General features: G+C 61.9%; 21 protein-coding genes. 16 read left to right on the forward strand and 5 right to left on the reverse strand.

Going from position 1 to position 14,559, the window contains the following annotated elements; genetic code table 11:
• The 3 genes from GSQ88_RS18690 to GSQ88_RS35740 all read right to left on the reverse strand — a co-directional run.
• Positions 1 to 186 (reverse strand): disulfide bond formation protein B (locus GSQ88_RS18690; protein WP_159009203.1); only part of this gene is annotated, 186 nt, incomplete at its 3' end.
• Between the two features lie 9 nt (positions 187 to 195).
• Positions 196 to 354 carry a DUF5993 family protein gene (locus GSQ88_RS35010; protein WP_174248051.1) on the reverse strand — a complete coding sequence of 53 codons (159 nt, stop codon included), beginning with the start codon at positions 352 to 354 and terminating at the stop codon, positions 196 to 198.
• A 116-nt stretch (positions 355 to 470) separates the two neighbouring features.
• A complete protein-coding gene (locus GSQ88_RS35740) occupies positions 471 to 647 on the reverse strand; it encodes a hypothetical protein (protein ID WP_246784897.1) in 177 nt (58 codons plus the stop codon).
• On the opposite strand from GSQ88_RS35740, the gene GSQ88_RS18695 reads away from it, so the two are divergent.
• Both GSQ88_RS18695 and GSQ88_RS18700 read left to right on the forward strand, forming a co-directional pair.
• Positions 591 to 1,040 carry a 2'-5' RNA ligase family protein gene (locus GSQ88_RS18695; RefSeq protein WP_246784891.1) on the forward strand — a complete coding sequence of 150 codons (450 nt, stop codon included), beginning with the start codon at positions 591 to 593 and terminating at the stop codon, positions 1,038 to 1,040. The two genes, GSQ88_RS35740 and GSQ88_RS18695, sit on opposite strands and share 57 nt — an antisense overlap.
• Positions 1,041 to 1,073: 33 nt before the next feature.
• Positions 1,074 to 1,433, forward strand: a complete 360-nt coding sequence (locus tag GSQ88_RS18700) for an ArsC family reductase (RefSeq protein WP_159009205.1) — start codon at positions 1,074 to 1,076, stop codon at positions 1,431 to 1,433.
• Here GSQ88_RS18700 and GSQ88_RS18705 read toward each other — a convergent pair.
• Positions 1,420 to 2,058 carry a hypothetical protein gene (locus GSQ88_RS18705; RefSeq protein ID WP_246784863.1) on the reverse strand — a complete coding sequence of 213 codons (639 nt, stop codon included), beginning with the start codon at positions 2,056 to 2,058 and terminating at the stop codon, positions 1,420 to 1,422. The two genes, GSQ88_RS18700 and GSQ88_RS18705, sit on opposite strands and share 14 nt — an antisense overlap.
• Positions 2,059 to 2,135: 77 nt before the next feature.
• On the reverse strand, positions 2,136 to 2,768 hold the full coding sequence (locus GSQ88_RS18710) for a PAS domain-containing protein (protein WP_159009207.1): 633 nt from the start codon (positions 2,766 to 2,768) through the stop codon (positions 2,136 to 2,138).
• 243 nt (positions 2,769 to 3,011) lie between these two features.
• Between GSQ88_RS18710 and GSQ88_RS18715 the strand changes: the two genes are divergently transcribed.
• The 14 genes from GSQ88_RS18715 to GSQ88_RS35745 all read left to right on the forward strand — a co-directional run.
• Positions 3,012 to 3,218, forward strand: coding sequence for a hypothetical protein (locus tag GSQ88_RS18715; RefSeq protein WP_159009208.1), 207 nt, complete (start codon positions 3,012 to 3,014; stop codon positions 3,216 to 3,218).
• Entirely contained in the window at positions 3,219 to 3,974 is a 756-nt protein-coding gene (locus GSQ88_RS18720; protein WP_159009209.1) for an ABC transporter ATP-binding protein, read from the forward strand. It begins immediately after the preceding gene.
• Between the two features lie 7 nt (positions 3,975 to 3,981).
• A complete protein-coding gene (locus GSQ88_RS18725; protein WP_174248067.1) occupies positions 3,982 to 4,731 on the forward strand; it encodes an ABC transporter ATP-binding protein in 750 nt (249 codons plus the stop codon).
• Positions 4,732 to 4,795: 64 nt separating this feature from the next.
• Positions 4,796 to 6,016, forward strand: coding sequence for an ABC transporter substrate-binding protein (locus GSQ88_RS18730; protein WP_159009210.1), 1,221 nt, complete (start codon positions 4,796 to 4,798; stop codon positions 6,014 to 6,016).
• A 68-nt stretch (positions 6,017 to 6,084) separates the two neighbouring features.
• A complete protein-coding gene (locus GSQ88_RS18735) occupies positions 6,085 to 6,948 on the forward strand; it encodes a branched-chain amino acid ABC transporter permease (protein ID WP_159009211.1) in 864 nt (287 codons plus the stop codon).
• Position 6,949: 1 nt separating this feature from the next.
• The gene (locus GSQ88_RS18740) at positions 6,950 to 7,918 is read left to right on the forward strand and encodes a branched-chain amino acid ABC transporter permease (protein WP_159009212.1); all 969 of its coding nucleotides are present in this window, start codon (positions 6,950 to 6,952) and stop codon (positions 7,916 to 7,918) included.
• Positions 7,919 to 8,071: 153 nt separating this feature from the next.
• Positions 8,072 to 8,716, forward strand: coding sequence for a DUF47 domain-containing protein (locus tag GSQ88_RS18745; RefSeq protein WP_159009213.1), 645 nt, complete (start codon positions 8,072 to 8,074; stop codon positions 8,714 to 8,716).
• 14 nt (positions 8,717 to 8,730) lie between these two features.
• Complete coding sequence (locus GSQ88_RS18750; protein ID WP_159009214.1) at positions 8,731 to 9,735, forward strand: inorganic phosphate transporter; 1,005 nt, start codon at positions 8,731 to 8,733, stop codon at positions 9,733 to 9,735.
• A 104-nt stretch (positions 9,736 to 9,839) separates the two neighbouring features.
• Positions 9,840 to 11,465 carry a peptide chain release factor 3 gene (locus GSQ88_RS18755; RefSeq protein WP_159009215.1) on the forward strand — a complete coding sequence of 542 codons (1,626 nt, stop codon included), beginning with the start codon at positions 9,840 to 9,842 and terminating at the stop codon, positions 11,463 to 11,465.
• 117 nt (positions 11,466 to 11,582) lie between these two features.
• Positions 11,583 to 12,194 (forward strand): UCP034077 family protein, encoded by a 612-nt coding sequence (locus GSQ88_RS18760; RefSeq protein WP_159009216.1) that lies wholly within the window; start codon positions 11,583 to 11,585, stop codon positions 12,192 to 12,194.
• Positions 12,195 to 12,347: 153 nt separating this feature from the next.
• The gene (locus GSQ88_RS18765; RefSeq protein ID WP_159009217.1) at positions 12,348 to 12,656 is read left to right on the forward strand and encodes an HdeA/HdeB family chaperone; all 309 of its coding nucleotides are present in this window, start codon (positions 12,348 to 12,350) and stop codon (positions 12,654 to 12,656) included.
• Positions 12,657 to 12,813: 157 nt separating this feature from the next.
• A complete protein-coding gene (locus GSQ88_RS18770; RefSeq protein WP_159009494.1) occupies positions 12,814 to 13,398 on the forward strand; it encodes an NnrU family protein in 585 nt (194 codons plus the stop codon).
• 2 nt (positions 13,399 to 13,400) lie between these two features.
• Positions 13,401 to 14,225 carry a 3-methyl-2-oxobutanoate hydroxymethyltransferase gene (gene panB, locus GSQ88_RS18775; protein ID WP_159009218.1) on the forward strand — a complete coding sequence of 275 codons (825 nt, stop codon included), beginning with the start codon at positions 13,401 to 13,403 and terminating at the stop codon, positions 14,223 to 14,225.
• A 20-nt stretch (positions 14,226 to 14,245) separates the two neighbouring features.
• The coding region (locus GSQ88_RS35745; protein ID WP_246784864.1) for an AMP-binding protein at positions 14,246 to 14,559 on the forward strand (314 nt) is incomplete at its 3' end.

The following is a 14,559-nucleotide window of genomic DNA, read 5'->3' on the forward strand; positions in this document are numbered from 1 at the left end:
GCGCGGTCCGAAGCGGATATTCAGGATCGGCCCCACCGCCAGCGTCGCGAACAGCACACGTTGCAGCAGGCACAGCGGGCAGGGCAGTTCGCCGAGCAGCAATTGCGCCGCGAACGCCGCCGCCAGCAGACCCGCCAATGCGTAGAGGCTGAGTGTATTGAGGGCGATGGCGCGGGTCTGGGTCATGCGCTGGTCTCAGAACGACAGTTTGAGCACGTCGGTCGCGTGGTGCAGATAGGTTGCGACACAAGCGACCAGGACAACGCCAAACAGCCCCATCGCGAGCCGGCGCGGGCCTCGCCATGCGACCAGCATCACGATGGCGGTCGCCAGAAACAATACGGTGAATTCCATCGTCAGCCCCGGCACCCCTGCCGCGCCAGTCTATGCCAGATTCGGGAGGCCGCCGGGCATTTGGCTTTCCGCGGGACAACGATCGCCTTTACATCGCGTAATGTTCATGATATGTTCTAGTCGGTGTTTCGGGTGAGTAAGGCGTTATGGACCCGGGTTTTGGCGAGGGCGGGCGGCTGTTTTTCGCCGCTGTTCCGGATGTTGACGCTGCGGCGGAAATCTACCGGATTGCGGGAATTCTCAAGCAGGCGCACCGGTTCGCTGGCAAGTTGATCCCGCGCGAATGCCTGCATGTCTCGCTGCTGTTTCTCGGTCGCGGGTCGGAGCAATTGGCCCGCGGCGCCTGCGAGGCTGTTGCCGACGTGAAGCCGATCCCGTTCGAAGTTTCATTCGATCGCACCGCCAGCTTTCGCGGCAGGCCGGGCAATCGTCCGTTCGTGCTCGTCGGCGATGACACATTGGATCGATTGAAATCGCTTGGGCATGCGCTCGGTGCCGCGATCGCGGAAAGCGGCGTGGGCCGCCGAGCGCAGAGGGATTTCACGCCGCACGTGACGCTGTTGTACGGGGATCGCGCGGTCGATGAGTACCCGGTGGCGCCGATCCGCTGGACCGTGAACGAATTTGTGCTGATCCACAGCTTGAATGGGCACAAGCACGTTGCGCGCTGGCGGTTCGATGTATGATGGCGACAGCGGCGTCAGAGAAGGGAAACCAAATTGCCCACCACCATCTACGGCATCAAGAACTGCGACACCATGAAGAAGGCCCGCGCCTGGCTCGATAGCCACGACGTCGCCTACGAGTTTCACGATTACAAGACCGCGGGCATCGCCAAGGACAAGCTCAAGCGCTGGTCCGATGAACTCGGTTGGGAAACGCTGCTCAATCGCGCGGGCACCACGTTTCGCAAATTACCCGACGCCGACAAGGAAGGCCTCAACGAGCGCAAGGCGCTCGCTTTGATGCTGGCGCAGCCCTCGATGATCAAGCGGCCGGTGCTGGAAGCCGGGTCTAAATTACTGGTCGGCTTCAAGCCGGAGATCTACGCGAAGGAAGTCTCGGCTAAATCTCGATGACATCGTCGGAGGCGCCGCGAACCGCCGGGCCGCGGACAAAATCGAGGTCGATGATGGCATTGACGAGGCTGACCGGCTCCGCCGTGGGCGTGACGGCCATCAGGTTGGTGATCTTGAAGCCGCCCTCGATGCTGATGGCCTTGTAGGAGCCGACGATCTGCTCGACCGTGTCCGCGCTACCGAACGGCAGCAGCAGCCGCTCAAAGGACACTTCCTTGCCGTCCGCATCGCGCACCATGCAGATCGAATAGGTCGGCCGCTTTCGCGTCAGGCAAATCTGGTAACAGGGCCGCACGCGCGCATATTGTACCGGGTCGATCGCATCGTCGAGATATCGGTTGGTCCGCTTGTCGGGCTCGATGTGCTCGTTGCCATAGGTCGCTGTGAGCCGCGCGCCTTCCTGGGTAATCAGAAACCGCGCATCCTCGCCGTTGCCGGTGACGTCGAACCCCATCATATCCGCGATCTCGTCGCCGATGCGATCGGGCTGGTAATCGCGGACCGAAGGCAGCGGGCGTGGCCGCGGCCTGGTGCGTGCCCGCAGCCACGCATTGAGCAGCTCGCGCTGTTTCACGGACCGGACCACCGACGGATTGGCGCTGGCGAATTCCAAGCAAAATTCCAAGTGAAATTCCATATGAAAATAGCTGCGTGAAAAGTCAGCTGAGTGAAAATAGCCCGAGTGAAACTAGTTGAGTGAAGCTAGTTGAATTCGATGACGTCGCCGGCCGGAATCCGTCCGGGGACGCGATGAAACAGGTCGCGGTCGATGACGGCGCGAAGCTTCGGAATTGGCAAGGTGTCGTTCCCCCGCATCAGGTTCCTGATCTCGAAGCTGCCGTCTTCGCTGATCGTCTTCAGCGACGCGATGACGTGAGTAACATTGCCGCCCTCGGAAAACGGCAGCAGCAGCCGCTCATATGCGACGATTCGGCCGTAGATGTCATCGATGTTGGCGATGGTGTAGACCGGAAGCGCGCGCTTGATGCATTGGTGATAGACCGGCATCACGATGGGCGCGAGTCTGGCGCCCAAATATTCATCGAGGTAGCGGCCCTTGCCGGTGTTGCCATAGGCGCTCGACATCCGCGTGCCGTCGCTTTCGATGGTTACGCGCACCGGCGCCTGTGTGGTGTCGACGGTCAGGTAGACCATGTCGGGAAGTTCGTCGGCGAGCCGCGTCGGCTGGTATTCCTCCATGCGCGGCAGCTGCCGATCGGGGGCATATAGCCGCAACCAGGTGTTCAGCAGATCGCGCTGCTTGATCGACTTGACGATCGTGGGGTTCGCGCTCTGAAAATCCAGCGCTGCGATATCCTGGGGTGCAATATCCATGGCCGCAATCCGATCTCGATGCAAAACAACCGACCATCGGTTCGAGGCCCGAATTTTCGGTGAAAAAGACAAAAGTGCATGGAAATACCGTTAACGGATGCTTCGCGCCCGGTTCGGCCGCGCTGCCGAAAGTTAGGGCAGCGCCGGCGATCGGACGCCGCGCACAATTCGACTAATGGCGAAGTCACGGCCGCCCGGCTTGGGCCGTATGCGGGGCTTTCGACCCTTGCGTAAGGCGCGGCATTGACGGCATATTCCGGCCCGGAGGCGGCAGCCCAAGACTGGACGTTAAAAAACTGGACGTTAAAAAACTGGACGTCAAAAAACCAGACGTTAAAAGCTGGACGTCGAGGACTGGGCTTCGAAGACCGGACTGCAAAGACTGGCCGGTTAGGAAAAATTAGCCACGCGCGCGCGACCTCGCGCGGCTGGCTGATGGGGGAAATTTGATTGGCCGATGAGTTCATTCTCGAGACCCACGGATTATCCAAGGAATTCGCGGGGTTCTTTGCTGTTCGCGACGTCGACCTTCGGGTCCGCCGTGGCAGCATTCACGCGTTGATCGGGCCCAACGGGGCCGGAAAAACCACGTGCTTTAACCTGTTGACCAAGTTCCTGAGCCCTTCCGCCGGCCAGATCCTGTACAACGGCAAGGATATCACGGCGATGGCGCCGGCCGACGTCGCGCGTCTTGGGCTGGTCCGCTCGTTCCAGATTTCAGCCGTGTTCCCGCATCTGACCGCGCTGGAGAATGTGCGGGTCGCGCTACAGCGGCAGCACGGCCATTCGTTCGATTTTTGGCGCTCGAAAACCGTGCTCGACCGCTTCAACGCCCGGGCCCGCGAATTGCTCGACGATGTCGGCTTGAACGAATTTTCCAATACGCCGGCGGTCGAGATGCCCTATGGGCGCAAGCGTGCATTGGAGATCGCAACCACGCTGGCGCTCGATCCGGAAATGATGCTGCTCGACGAACCGATGGCCGGCATGGGCCATGAAGACATCGACAAGATCGCCGCCCTGATCAAGCGTATCTCGGCGAAATACACCATCCTGATGGTCGAGCATAATCTGAGCGTCGTCGCCAACCTTTCCGACATCATCACCGTGCTGACGCGCGGGCGTGTGCTGGCGGAAGGCAATTATGCCGACCTGACCAAGGATGAACGCGTCAAGGAAGCCTATCTGGGGGCCGGTCATGGCTGATTCGAAACTGACCGAAGCCACCACGGCGTCCAAACCGGTGGCCGCGCCGGGCGCGGGCGCGCCGGTTTTGTCGGTGCAAAATCTGCAAGCCTGGTACGGCGAATCCCACATCCTGCACGGCATCGATTTCAACGTGAAAGCCGGTGAGGTGGTCACGCTGCTCGGCCGCAACGGCGCCGGCAAGACCACGACGCTGAAATCGGTGATGGGGATCATCGGCAAGCGGACCGGCTCGATCCTTTTCGACGACAAGGAAATCATCCGCGCGACATCGGACAAGATTGCGCGCATGGGCATTGCGTTTTGCCCGGAAGAGCGCGGCATTTTCGCCAGCCTCGATGTCCGCGAAAACCTGCTGTTGCCGCCGGTGGTGCGCAGCGGCGGCCTGTCGCTGGATCAGATCTTCGACCTGTTTCCGAATTTGAAGGAACGACTCAACAGCCAGGGCACCAAATTGTCGGGCGGCGAGCAGCAGATGCTGGCGATCGCCCGGATCCTGCGTACCGGCGCGCGCTTTCTGATGCTGGACGAGCCGACCGAAGGGCTTGCGCCCGTCATCATCCAGCAGATCGGCCACACCATCGCGCGGCTCAAATCCGAAGGTTTTACCATCCTGCTGGTCGAGCAGAACTTCCGCTTCGCGTCCACGGTCGCGGATCGCTACTACATCGTCGAGCACGGCAAGGTGATTGACGGTTTTGCCAACTCGGAGCTGGCCGCCAACATGGACAAGCTTCACACCTATCTCGGCGTCTGAAAATCAGGCGTCTCAAAACGCGCATTTGATAACAAAGAAAAAAGATGAAGAGGAGACCGATATTATGAAGAACAAAATTTCGGCGCTGCTGCTGGGAACGGCGCTGGCGCTCTGCGCCGGCAATATGGCGTTCGCGCAGGACAAGACCGTGAAGATCGGGGCGCTGAGCGATCAGTCCGGCCTTTATGCCGATCTCGGCGGTCCCGGCTCGACGCTGGCGGCGCAAATGGCGGTTGAGGATTCCGGTCTGACGGCCAAGGGCTGGAAGATCGACATTGTCTCCGGCGACCACCTCAACAAGCCCGACGTCGGGGTGAACATCGCGCGGCAATGGTTCGATGTCGACAAGGTCGATGTCATCGTCGACGTTCCGAACTCCGGCGTTGCGCTGGCGGTCAACAACGTCGTCAAGGAAAAGAACGGCGTCTTCCTCGATTCCGGCGCCGGGACCTCGGACCTGACCAACGCGCAGTGCTCGCCGAACACCATTCACTGGACCTACGATACCTACACGCTGGCCCATGGCACGGGTTCGGCACTGACCAAGGCCGGCGGCGATAGCTGGTTCTTCCTGACCGCCGATTACGCCTTCGGCGCAGCACTGGAACGCGATACCAGAGCGGCGGTGGAAGCGGGCGGTGGAAAGATCCTCGGCGGCGTCAAGCATCCGCTCGGCACCTCGGATTTCTCGTCGTTCCTGCTGCAGGCGCAGGCCTCGAAAGCCAAGGTCATCGGCCTCGCCAACGCCGGCGCCGACACCACCACGTCGATCAAGCAGGCCGCCGAGTTCGGCATCACCTCGGGCGGCCAGAAGCTCGCCGCCCTCCTGCTGTTCATTACCGACGTCCACTCGCTCGGCCTCAACACCGCGCAGGGCCTCAACTTCACCGAGACGTTCTACTGGGACCTCAACGACCAGGACCGCGCCTTCGCCAAGCGTTTCCAGGAACGCATGAAGAACCACAGCATGCCGACCATGGTGCATGCCGGCGTGTATTCGAGTCTGCTGCATTACTTCAAGGCGCTGGAAGCGCTCGGCGGCAATCCGCATGACGGCATCAAGGTGGTCGCCAAGATGAAGGAACTGCCGACCGACGATCCGCTGTTCGGCAAGGGCAGCATCGAGCCCAATGGCCGCACCATCCATCCGGCGTATCTGTTCGAAGTCAAGAAGCCGTCGGAGTCCAAGGGCCCCTGGGACTACTACAAGCTGATCGCCACCATTCCCGCGGACGAAGCCTTTACGCCGCTGGACAAAAGCAGCTGTCCGCTGCTGAAGAAATGATCCCCGACGCCCGGCTGCCTGGTGCCGCCGGGCGTTTGATTTCGACAGATCGAGCACGAGAAAGATAAATGCAGGCCCTTTACGCCCAACTCCTGGTCGGACTGATCAACGGCTCGTTTTACGCGCTGCTCAGTCTTGGACTTGCCGTGATCTTCGGCATGCTCAACATCATCAATTTCGCCCACGGCGCGCTTTATATGATGGGCGCGTTCTGCGCGTATTTCCTGCTCAACCTGCTCAATATCGGCTATTGGCCGGCCTTGATCCTGGCGCCGATCGCGGTCGGGATCTTCGGCATGATCCTCGAGCGGACCATGCTGCAATGGCTGTCCGGCCTCGATCACCTCTACGGCCTGCTGCTGACCTTCGGCATGGCGCTGATCATTCAGGGCGTCTTTCAGAATTATTTCGGTTCCTCCGGCCTGCCGTATTCGATTCCGGATGCGCTCAAGGGTGGCATGAATCTCGGCTTCATGTACCTGCCTATCTACCGTGGCTGGGTCGTCATCTTCTCCCTCGTGGTGTGCTTGGCCACCTGGTACCTGATCGAGCGCACCCGGCTCGGCGCCAATCTGCGCGCGGCCACGGAAAATCCGACACTGGTGCGCGCCTTCGGCATCAACGTTCCCAGGATGATCACGCTGACCTACGGACTTGGCGTCGGCCTGGCCGCGCTGGCGGGGGTGTTATCGGCGCCGATCAACCAGGTGCGGCCGCTGATGGGCGCCGACCTCATCATCGTGGTGTTCGCGGTCGTGGTGATCGGCGGCATGGGGTCGATCATGGGATCGATCGTCACCGGCTTTGCGCTCGGCGTGATCGAGGGATTGACCAAATATTTTTACCCGGAAGCTTCCAACACCGTGGTTTTCGTTCTGATGGTGCTGGTGCTGCTGGTGAAGCCTTCGGGATTGACGGGACGGGCGAACTGACATGACAGCCTTGACAGACGACACCCTGGCGGCGGCGCCGCACGCCATCCGCGACGAGATGATCGCGTTTGGGATCATGACGGCGCTTTTGCTGATCGTGCCGTTCACCGGCGTCTATCCGTTCTTCGTGATGCAGGCGCTCTGCTTTGCGCTGCTGGCCTGTTCCTTCAACCTCCTGATCGGCTACGGCGGACTGTTGTCGTTCGGCCACGCAATGTTTCTCGGCACCGCGGGCTATGTTTCAGCGCACGCCTTGAAAGTCTGGGGTCTTACGCCCGAGCTTGCCATCCTGGCGGGCACGGCCGCGGCCGCCGGGCTTGGCGTCATCACCGGCCTGATCGCGATCCGGCGCCAGGGCATCTACTTTGCCATGATCACGCTGGCGCTGTCGCAGCTGCTCTATTTCATCTATCTGCAGACGCCGTTCACCCATGGCGAGGATGGCATCCAGGGCATTCCGCAGGGACGCCTGTTTGGTTTGCTCAATCTGTCGAACCCGACGGTGCTTTATTACGTCATCCTCGCGGGCTTCCTGATCGGCTTTCTGCTGATTTTCCGCACCATCAACTCGCCGTTCGGCGAAGTGCTGAAGGCGATCCGCGAGAATGAGCAGCGGGCGATCTCGCTGGGCTACAAGACCGACCAGTACAAGCTGCTGGCCTTTATCCTGTCCGGTACGCTGGCGGGGTTTGCCGGCGCGCTGAAAGTATTCGTCGCGCAAAACGCCTCGTTGACCGATGTGCACTGGAGCATGTCCGGCGAAATCGTGCTGATGACGCTGGTTGGCGGCCTCGGTACCATCTTCGGTCCCGTGGTCGGCGCGTTCGTGATTACCGCCATGCAGCAATATCTGGCGGGGTACGGCCAGTGGGTGACGGTGATCCAGGGCGTGATCTTCGTGGCCTGCGTGCTGGCGTTCCGCCGCGGCATTATCGGCGAAATCGCTCATCTGCTCCGGCGCTCGCTCTGAGCGGGCCGGTTGTTCCGAGCTGTTCCAGCCGGCATAAAGCGGTGGATGACCGTCTTATGCGACGAGGCTTGCCGCCCGCGCCGCGATAAATGGTTTATGACAGCTGCGTGACAGGCCGTATCGGCCTGATTTCCTCATTGGCGGACCTATCGGATGCTGCGCTGGTTTCGTGCTTTTCTGCCCAGGGAGGAGCGGTTTTTCGATCTGTTCGCCCGGCACTCCCAGACGGTGGTGCAGGGCGCGCTGGCGCTGCAGGAGATGCTGCGCGGCGGCGACCAAACGCCGGCGAGCTGCCAGCGCGTCAACCAGTTCGAGAATGATGCCGACAACATCACGCGCGAGGTGCTGACCGCGGTGCGCCGGACCTTCATCACGCCGTTCGACCGCGTCGACATCAAGAACCTGATCACGGCGATGGATGATGCCATCGATCAAATGCAGCAAACCGCCAAGGCGGTGATGTTGTTCGAGGTTCGCGAGTTCGAGCCGCCGATGCGCGAGATCGGTACGCTGCTGGTCGAGTGCGCCAATCTCGTCGGCCGCGCTTTGCCGCTGATGCAATCGATCGGCGACAACGTCTCGATGCTGAACGCGATCACGGAAGAAGTGACCAAGCTGGAAGGCCGGGTCGACGATCTCCACGATATCGGGCTGAAGGAGCTGTTCCTCAAGCACCGTGACGCCAACGCGATGGATTTTGTCGTCGGCGCAGAGATCTATAAGCATCTGGAGAAGGTCGCCGACCGCTTCGACGACGTCGCCAACGAGATCAATAGTATCGTGATCGAACAGGTATAGGGCAGGGCCGCGCCGTGGATGCCACGTTGGGTCTTCCAGTCCTGATCGGGCTGATCGCAGTCGCCCTGCTGTTCGATTTCCTCAACGGATTGCACGACGCCGCCAATTCGATCGCGACGATCGTGTCGACCCGCGTGCTGCGGCCGCAATACGCGGTGCTGTGGGCGGCTTTCTTCAATTTCGTCGCCTTCGCGGTGTTCGGGCTGAACGTCGCCAACACCATCGGCACCGGGATCATCGAGCCCAGCGTGATGGATGCGCACGTGATCTTCGCAGCGCTCACGGGCGCGATCGTCTGGAACCTGATCACCTGGGCACTGGGAATTCCCTCCTCGAGTTCGCATGCGCTGATCGGCGGGCTGGTCGGCGGCGGCATGGCCAAAGCCGGCATTTCGGCTGCGGTCTGGAGCGGCCTGTCGAAGGCGTTGCTCGCCATCGTGCTGTCGCCCTTGATTGGGTTTCTGCTGGCGCTGGTGCTGGTCGCGATCGTGTCCTGGGCCTCGGTGCGCTCGACGCCGTTCGCGGTCGATCGCGCATTCCGGATCCTGCAATTCGCCTCGGCCTCGCTGTATTCGCTCGGCCATGGCGGCAACGATGCGCAAAAGACCATGGGCATCATCGCGGTGCTGCTGTATTCGCAGGGACACCTCGGGGCGCATTTTTCGGTGCCGTTCTGGGTGGTGCTGGCCTGCCAGGCCTCGATGGCGCTGGGCACCCTGATGGGCGGCTGGCGGATTGTGCGCACCATGGGGTTGCGGATCACCAAGCTGACGCCGATGCAGGGCTTTTGCGCCGAGACCGGCGGGGCCGCGACCCTGTTCATCGCGACCTTTCTGGGGGTTCCGGTATCGACGACGCACACCATCACCGGCGCCATCGTCGGCGTCGGCGCGGCGCGGCGGGTCTCCGCGGTGCGCTGGAACGTGGCAAGTTCGATCGTTTATGCCTGGGTCATCACCATACCGGCCTCCGCGATCGTCGCCGCGCTGGCCTATTGGGCGGTATCGCTGGTCGGCTAGCCTGGCCGGCGATTGGAGTTCGGCCGCGCAATCCTTATATGAAGCGCTTGAAAACGCTGTAATCCTCCTTGATCCGGCCGGGTTTCCCTGCCACAGGCTCGCTGATGTCCGACCTCGCTGTTTCGACCGAAAAGCCCCCGCATTCGCCGCTCGCCGCCGAGGTCGCGCGGCGGCGGACCTTTGCGATCATCTCGCATCCCGACGCCGGCAAGACCACGCTGACGGAAAAACTGCTGCTGTTCGGCGGCGCGATCAACCTCGCCGGCCAGGTCAAGGCCAAGGGCGAGCGGCGCAATACCCGTTCCGACTGGATGAAGATCGAACGCGAGCGCGGCATCTCGGTGGTCACCTCGGTCATGACCTTCGAATTCGAGGACATCGTGTTCAACCTGTTGGACACGCCGGGCCATGAGGACTTTTCCGAGGACACCTACCGCACGCTGACGGCGGTCGATTCCGCGGTGATGGTAATCGACGCCGCCAAGGGTATCGAAGCGCGCACGCGAAAATTGTTCGAGGTGTGCCGGCTGCGCGACATCCCGATCATCACCTTCATCAACAAGATGGACCGCGAGAGCCGCGACACCTTCGATCTGCTCGACGAGATCGAAAAAACGCTGGCGCTCGACACCACGCCGATGACCTGGCCGGTCGGCCGCGGCCGCGATTTTCTCGGCACCTATGACGTGACGACCGGAGGCGTGCGCCTGCTCGAAGGCGGCGGCGCCAAGACCGGCGCTGCGCAACAGATCGACATCGCCGATCTCGCCGGTCGCAATGCCAATCTCGACATCGGCGCGGTCAAGGACGAGCTGGCTTTGGTGTCGGAAGCCTGCAAGCCGTTTGAGCTCGAGGCCTTTCGCGAGGGCCATCTGACACCGGTCTATTTTGGCAGTGCGCTGCGCAATTTCGGCGTCGGCGATCTCCTGCAAGGCCTCGGCAAATTCGCGCCACCGCCGCGCGCGCAAGACAGCAATTTGCGCAAGGTCGAAGCCGCCGAGCCGCGCATGAGCGCCTTCGTGTTCAAGATCCAGGCCAATATGGATCCGAACCACCGCGACCGCATCGCTTTCGCCCGGCTGTGTTCGGGCAAGCTGACCCGCGGCATGAAGGCAAAGCTGGTGCGCACCGGCAAGAACATGTCGCTCTCCAGCCCGCAATTTTTCTTCGCCCAGGATCGTTCGGTCGCGGACGAAGCGTTTGCCGGTGACGTCGTCGGCATTCCCAACCACGGCACCTTGCGGATCGGCGACACCCTGACCGAAGGCGAGGATTTGACCTTCGTCGGCGTGCCGAGCTTCGCGCCGGAAATCGTCCGCCGGGTCCGGCTGACCGATGCGATGAAGGCCAAGAAGCTGAAGGAGGCCCTGCAGCAGATGTCGGAGGAGGGCGTGGTGCAGGTGTTCCGGCCGCGCGACGGGGCGCCCGCGCTGGTCGGCGTGGTCGGTCCGCTGCAGCTTGACGTGTTGAAGGCGCGGCTCGATGCCGAATATTCGCTGCCGGTCGAATTCGAAGTCAGCGAGTTCCAGCTGGCGCGCTGGATTTCATGCGACGATCGCAAGAAGCTCGAAGCCTTCGTTGCCGCCAACGGCTCCGGCGTCGCCGACGACGTCGATGGCGATCCGGTGTTCCTGGCCAAGAACGAATTCTATCTCGGCTACACCAAGGAACGCGCCGAGGGCATCGTGTTTTCCAGCATCAAGGATGTGAAGAAAAAAGACACGAAGTAGCCGCTCCCCTCAATCACCGAACCGTGGCGATGAACGCGGGGATGTGAACGGCGCGAGACTTGATGCCGCCCGCCTTAGGCATCAACTTGTTGCCTGGAGCTGCTCTCGAAAGCGGGCTTGATGCGCGGGCGTTTTGTCATACTTTTGATCGTTGCCGCGGCGGCATTGATGGCCGGCGGTTCGGCCGAGGCATGGCGGCCGCATCAGCATGCCACGCCGTTTTTCCATTCACCCTGCAGCGTGCTGAGCGGACGCCCGTGCACGCCGTATTTCTGCAGCGTGCTCAGCCACGGTCCCTGTATTCCCGAGATCGACTATCCCTATGGCGAGAATTTGCAGCTCACCGTGGAAGCCGTGCCGTCGCAGGACGATAAGGCGAAATACCTAAAGCCCGACCACGATCTCGACAGCATCGGCGACCTGTTCGCCGAATTGCGCTCCTGCTGGTCGCCGCCGCTGGCCGACGATGCCAGGGAAGGCATGCAGATGACGGTACGCTTCAGCTTCAAGCGGGACGGCGAAATCATCGCGACCCCGCGGCTGACATTTGCCACCGTGGGTGTCTCGGCGGATACCCGCGCGACCTATTTGAAGGCGATCAGCGCCTCGCTCGACGCCTGCGTACCGCTGAAATTCACCGACAGCCTCGGCGGCGCGCTTGCCGGCCGCCCGATCGCGATCCGCTATGTCGACAACCGCGAGCTGCAGCAGCAGTCCGGGAAGCCGTGACGCCCTGCGATATGGCCGGGAATGGCGCCATGCGTAAAGCCGCTGGTAAAAATGTCGGACATGGGTAAGTCTGCGCCGCAGCGGCGGCAAGCCGCATCGGTGGGGCGTCGATCAAGCGCCAAAGAAACACCTGGGAAATGCAAGGGAAACGTCATGAAATCAGCGGCCGCTTTATGTTTCGTCCTTTTGGTTGGCTCATTCCATGCGGCGAACGCACAGAAAACGGCGCTGCCGCCGGTCGATTTTTCGGCGATGACCTGCGACCAGTTCTGGCAGAAAACCCCGCCCAACGACCGAGGCCCGTTTCTATTTTGGTTGAGCGGGTATTTCGGCCACAAGAACAACTCGGCCGTGCTGGACCCGACCGGGTTTTCCGAAAAGACCAGCTCCTTGTCGCAATACTGCGCCAAGCAGCCCAGCGACAACATCCTGTCAGCAGCCGAAAAGGCGTTCGCCAATTAAGCTGAGCGGAAGCGCTGGCATCGACATGCCGCCGGCGGTCGAGACAATGCGGGCTGCGCCAATCAGTGTTTGTCTTCGGCCGTCTGGCGCATTGCGGCGCGAGCCCGATAGGTGATACCCGGGTTCCGGGAAAAGCGTGACCGTCATGGAGAATATCTTGGGACTATCGGTGATGATCCTGGGCCTCGTCCTGTTTCTCGGGGTCCATCTGCTGACGACCCGGCGCGAGCTGCGCGCGCGGTTTGTCGTGTCGATGGGCGAGGGTGGCTACAAGGGCTTCTATTCGCTGGTGTCGCTGGCAGGCCTCGGCTTCGTGGTGTGGGGTTTTGCCCACTATCGCTCCGCCGGCATGATCAATGTCTGGTACCCGCCGGCTGCGTTTCGGCATATCACGGAGGCGCTGATGCTGCCGGCGGTGATCCTGGTGGCGGCGTCCTACATCCGTGGCCGCATCTACACCACGCTGAAGCATCCGATGCTGGCCGGCGTCAAGCTGTGGGCGGCGGCGCATCTATTGGCCAATGGCGATCTCGGTTCGATCATCCTATTCGGCGCGTTCCTGGCGTGGGCCGTGTTCGACCGGATTTCGTTGAAGCGCCGCACCGACGCCGGCGCGCCGCCGATCCCGATCGGTGGTGTCGGCAATGATCTGATCGCGGTCGTGGTCGGCATTGTCGCCTATCTGGCGCTCGGTTTCGTCTTTCATCCTGTCGTGATCGGCGTTCCCGTATTCGGAGCTTAAAATTGTCCATTCAATCGTCCATCAAGCGCAAGACCGCCCCCGATATTCGCGCCCGCAAGAACGGCGAGCCGATCGTGATGCTGACGTCGTATCACGCGCATACCGCCGCACTGGTCGATCGCTATTGCGACGTCATTCTGGTCGGCGATTCCCTCGGCAACGTGATGCACGGTTTTGAGACCACGGTGCCGGTGACGCTGGAGATGATGATCTTGCAGGGCCATGCGGTGATGCGCGGATCGCAACGTGCGCTGGTCGTGGTGGACATGCCGTTTGGCTCCTATGAGGGCTCGAAGGAGCAGGCGTTCCATTCCGCGGTGCGAATTCTGAAAGAGACCCATTGCGGCGCGATAAAACTCGAGGGCGGCGTGCGGATGGCGGAGACCGTGGCGTTTCTCAGCGAGCGCGGCATTCCCGTGATGGGCCATATCGGCCTCACCCCGCAATCGATCAATACGCTCGGCTCGTTTCGCGCCCAGGGCCGGGAGGAGGGCAGCTGGGAGCCGATCGAAAACGATGCGGTTGCGATCGCGCAAGCCGGCGCGTTCTCGGTGGTGATCGAGGCCGTCGCCGAGCCGCTGGCGCGCAAGATCACCGAAACCATCGCGATCCCCACCATCGGTATCGGCGCCAGTGCTGCCTGCGACGGTCAGGTACTGGTGCTGGAGGACATGCTGGGGCTGTCGGCGCGAACCCCGAAATTCGTCCGCCGTTACGGCGATCTCGGCCCGATGATCGAGGCCGCGATCGAAGGTTATGCCACCGACGTGCGGGCCCGCGCATTCCCGGGTCCGGAGCATGTCTACGGCATGAAAGCCAAGAGCTGAACCGGAGCTGAGGCGCCACGATGGACTGGTCGCACTATCCTATTCCTGCGATGCAATTGCAGGCACGGTTCGGCGACCGGGTGGTGGCGGTGTTCGGCGAGCGGCCGCGCAGCATCTGGGCGATGATCGCGGACGCTGCGTCGCGTAATCCGGACGGTGAGGCGCTGGTCTGCGGCGACGTCAGGATGAACTGGCGCGAGGTCCTGCAACGATCTCAGGATGTCGCGGCGGGCTTCCATCGGCTGGGTTTGCAGCGTGGCGACCGCGTCGCCGTGCTGCTCGGCAACCGTATCGAGTTTGTGCTGACGATGTTCGCAGCAAGCCATGCCGGCCT

This window comes from Bradyrhizobium sp. S69, assembly GCF_009766005.1.
Classification (GTDB): Bacteria; Pseudomonadota; Alphaproteobacteria; order Rhizobiales; family Xanthobacteraceae; genus Bradyrhizobium.

Coding starts and splice junctions, on each gene's coding strand:
- GSQ88_RS18710 (WP_159009207.1), bottom strand. CDS start 2,768: ATGGATATTGCACCCCAGGATATCGCAGCGCTGGATTTTCAGAGCGCG.
- GSQ88_RS18740 (WP_159009212.1), top strand. CDS start 6,950: ATGACAGCCTTGACAGACGACACCCTGGCGGCGGCGCCGCACGCCATC.
- GSQ88_RS35740 (WP_246784897.1), bottom strand. CDS start 647: ATGCAGGCATTCGCGCGGGATCAACTTGCCAGCGAACCGGTGCGCCTG.
- GSQ88_RS35010 (WP_174248051.1), bottom strand. CDS start 354: ATGGAATTCACCGTATTGTTTCTGGCGACCGCCATCGTGATGCTGGTC.
- GSQ88_RS18735 (WP_159009211.1), top strand. CDS start 6,085: ATGCAGGCCCTTTACGCCCAACTCCTGGTCGGACTGATCAACGGCTCG.
- GSQ88_RS18730 (WP_159009210.1), top strand. CDS start 4,796: ATGAAGAACAAAATTTCGGCGCTGCTGCTGGGAACGGCGCTGGCGCTC.
- GSQ88_RS18765 (WP_159009217.1), top strand. CDS start 12,348: ATGAAATCAGCGGCCGCTTTATGTTTCGTCCTTTTGGTTGGCTCATTC.
- GSQ88_RS18755 (WP_159009215.1), top strand. CDS start 9,840: ATGTCCGACCTCGCTGTTTCGACCGAAAAGCCCCCGCATTCGCCGCTC.
- GSQ88_RS18745 (WP_159009213.1), top strand. CDS start 8,072: ATGCTGCGCTGGTTTCGTGCTTTTCTGCCCAGGGAGGAGCGGTTTTTC.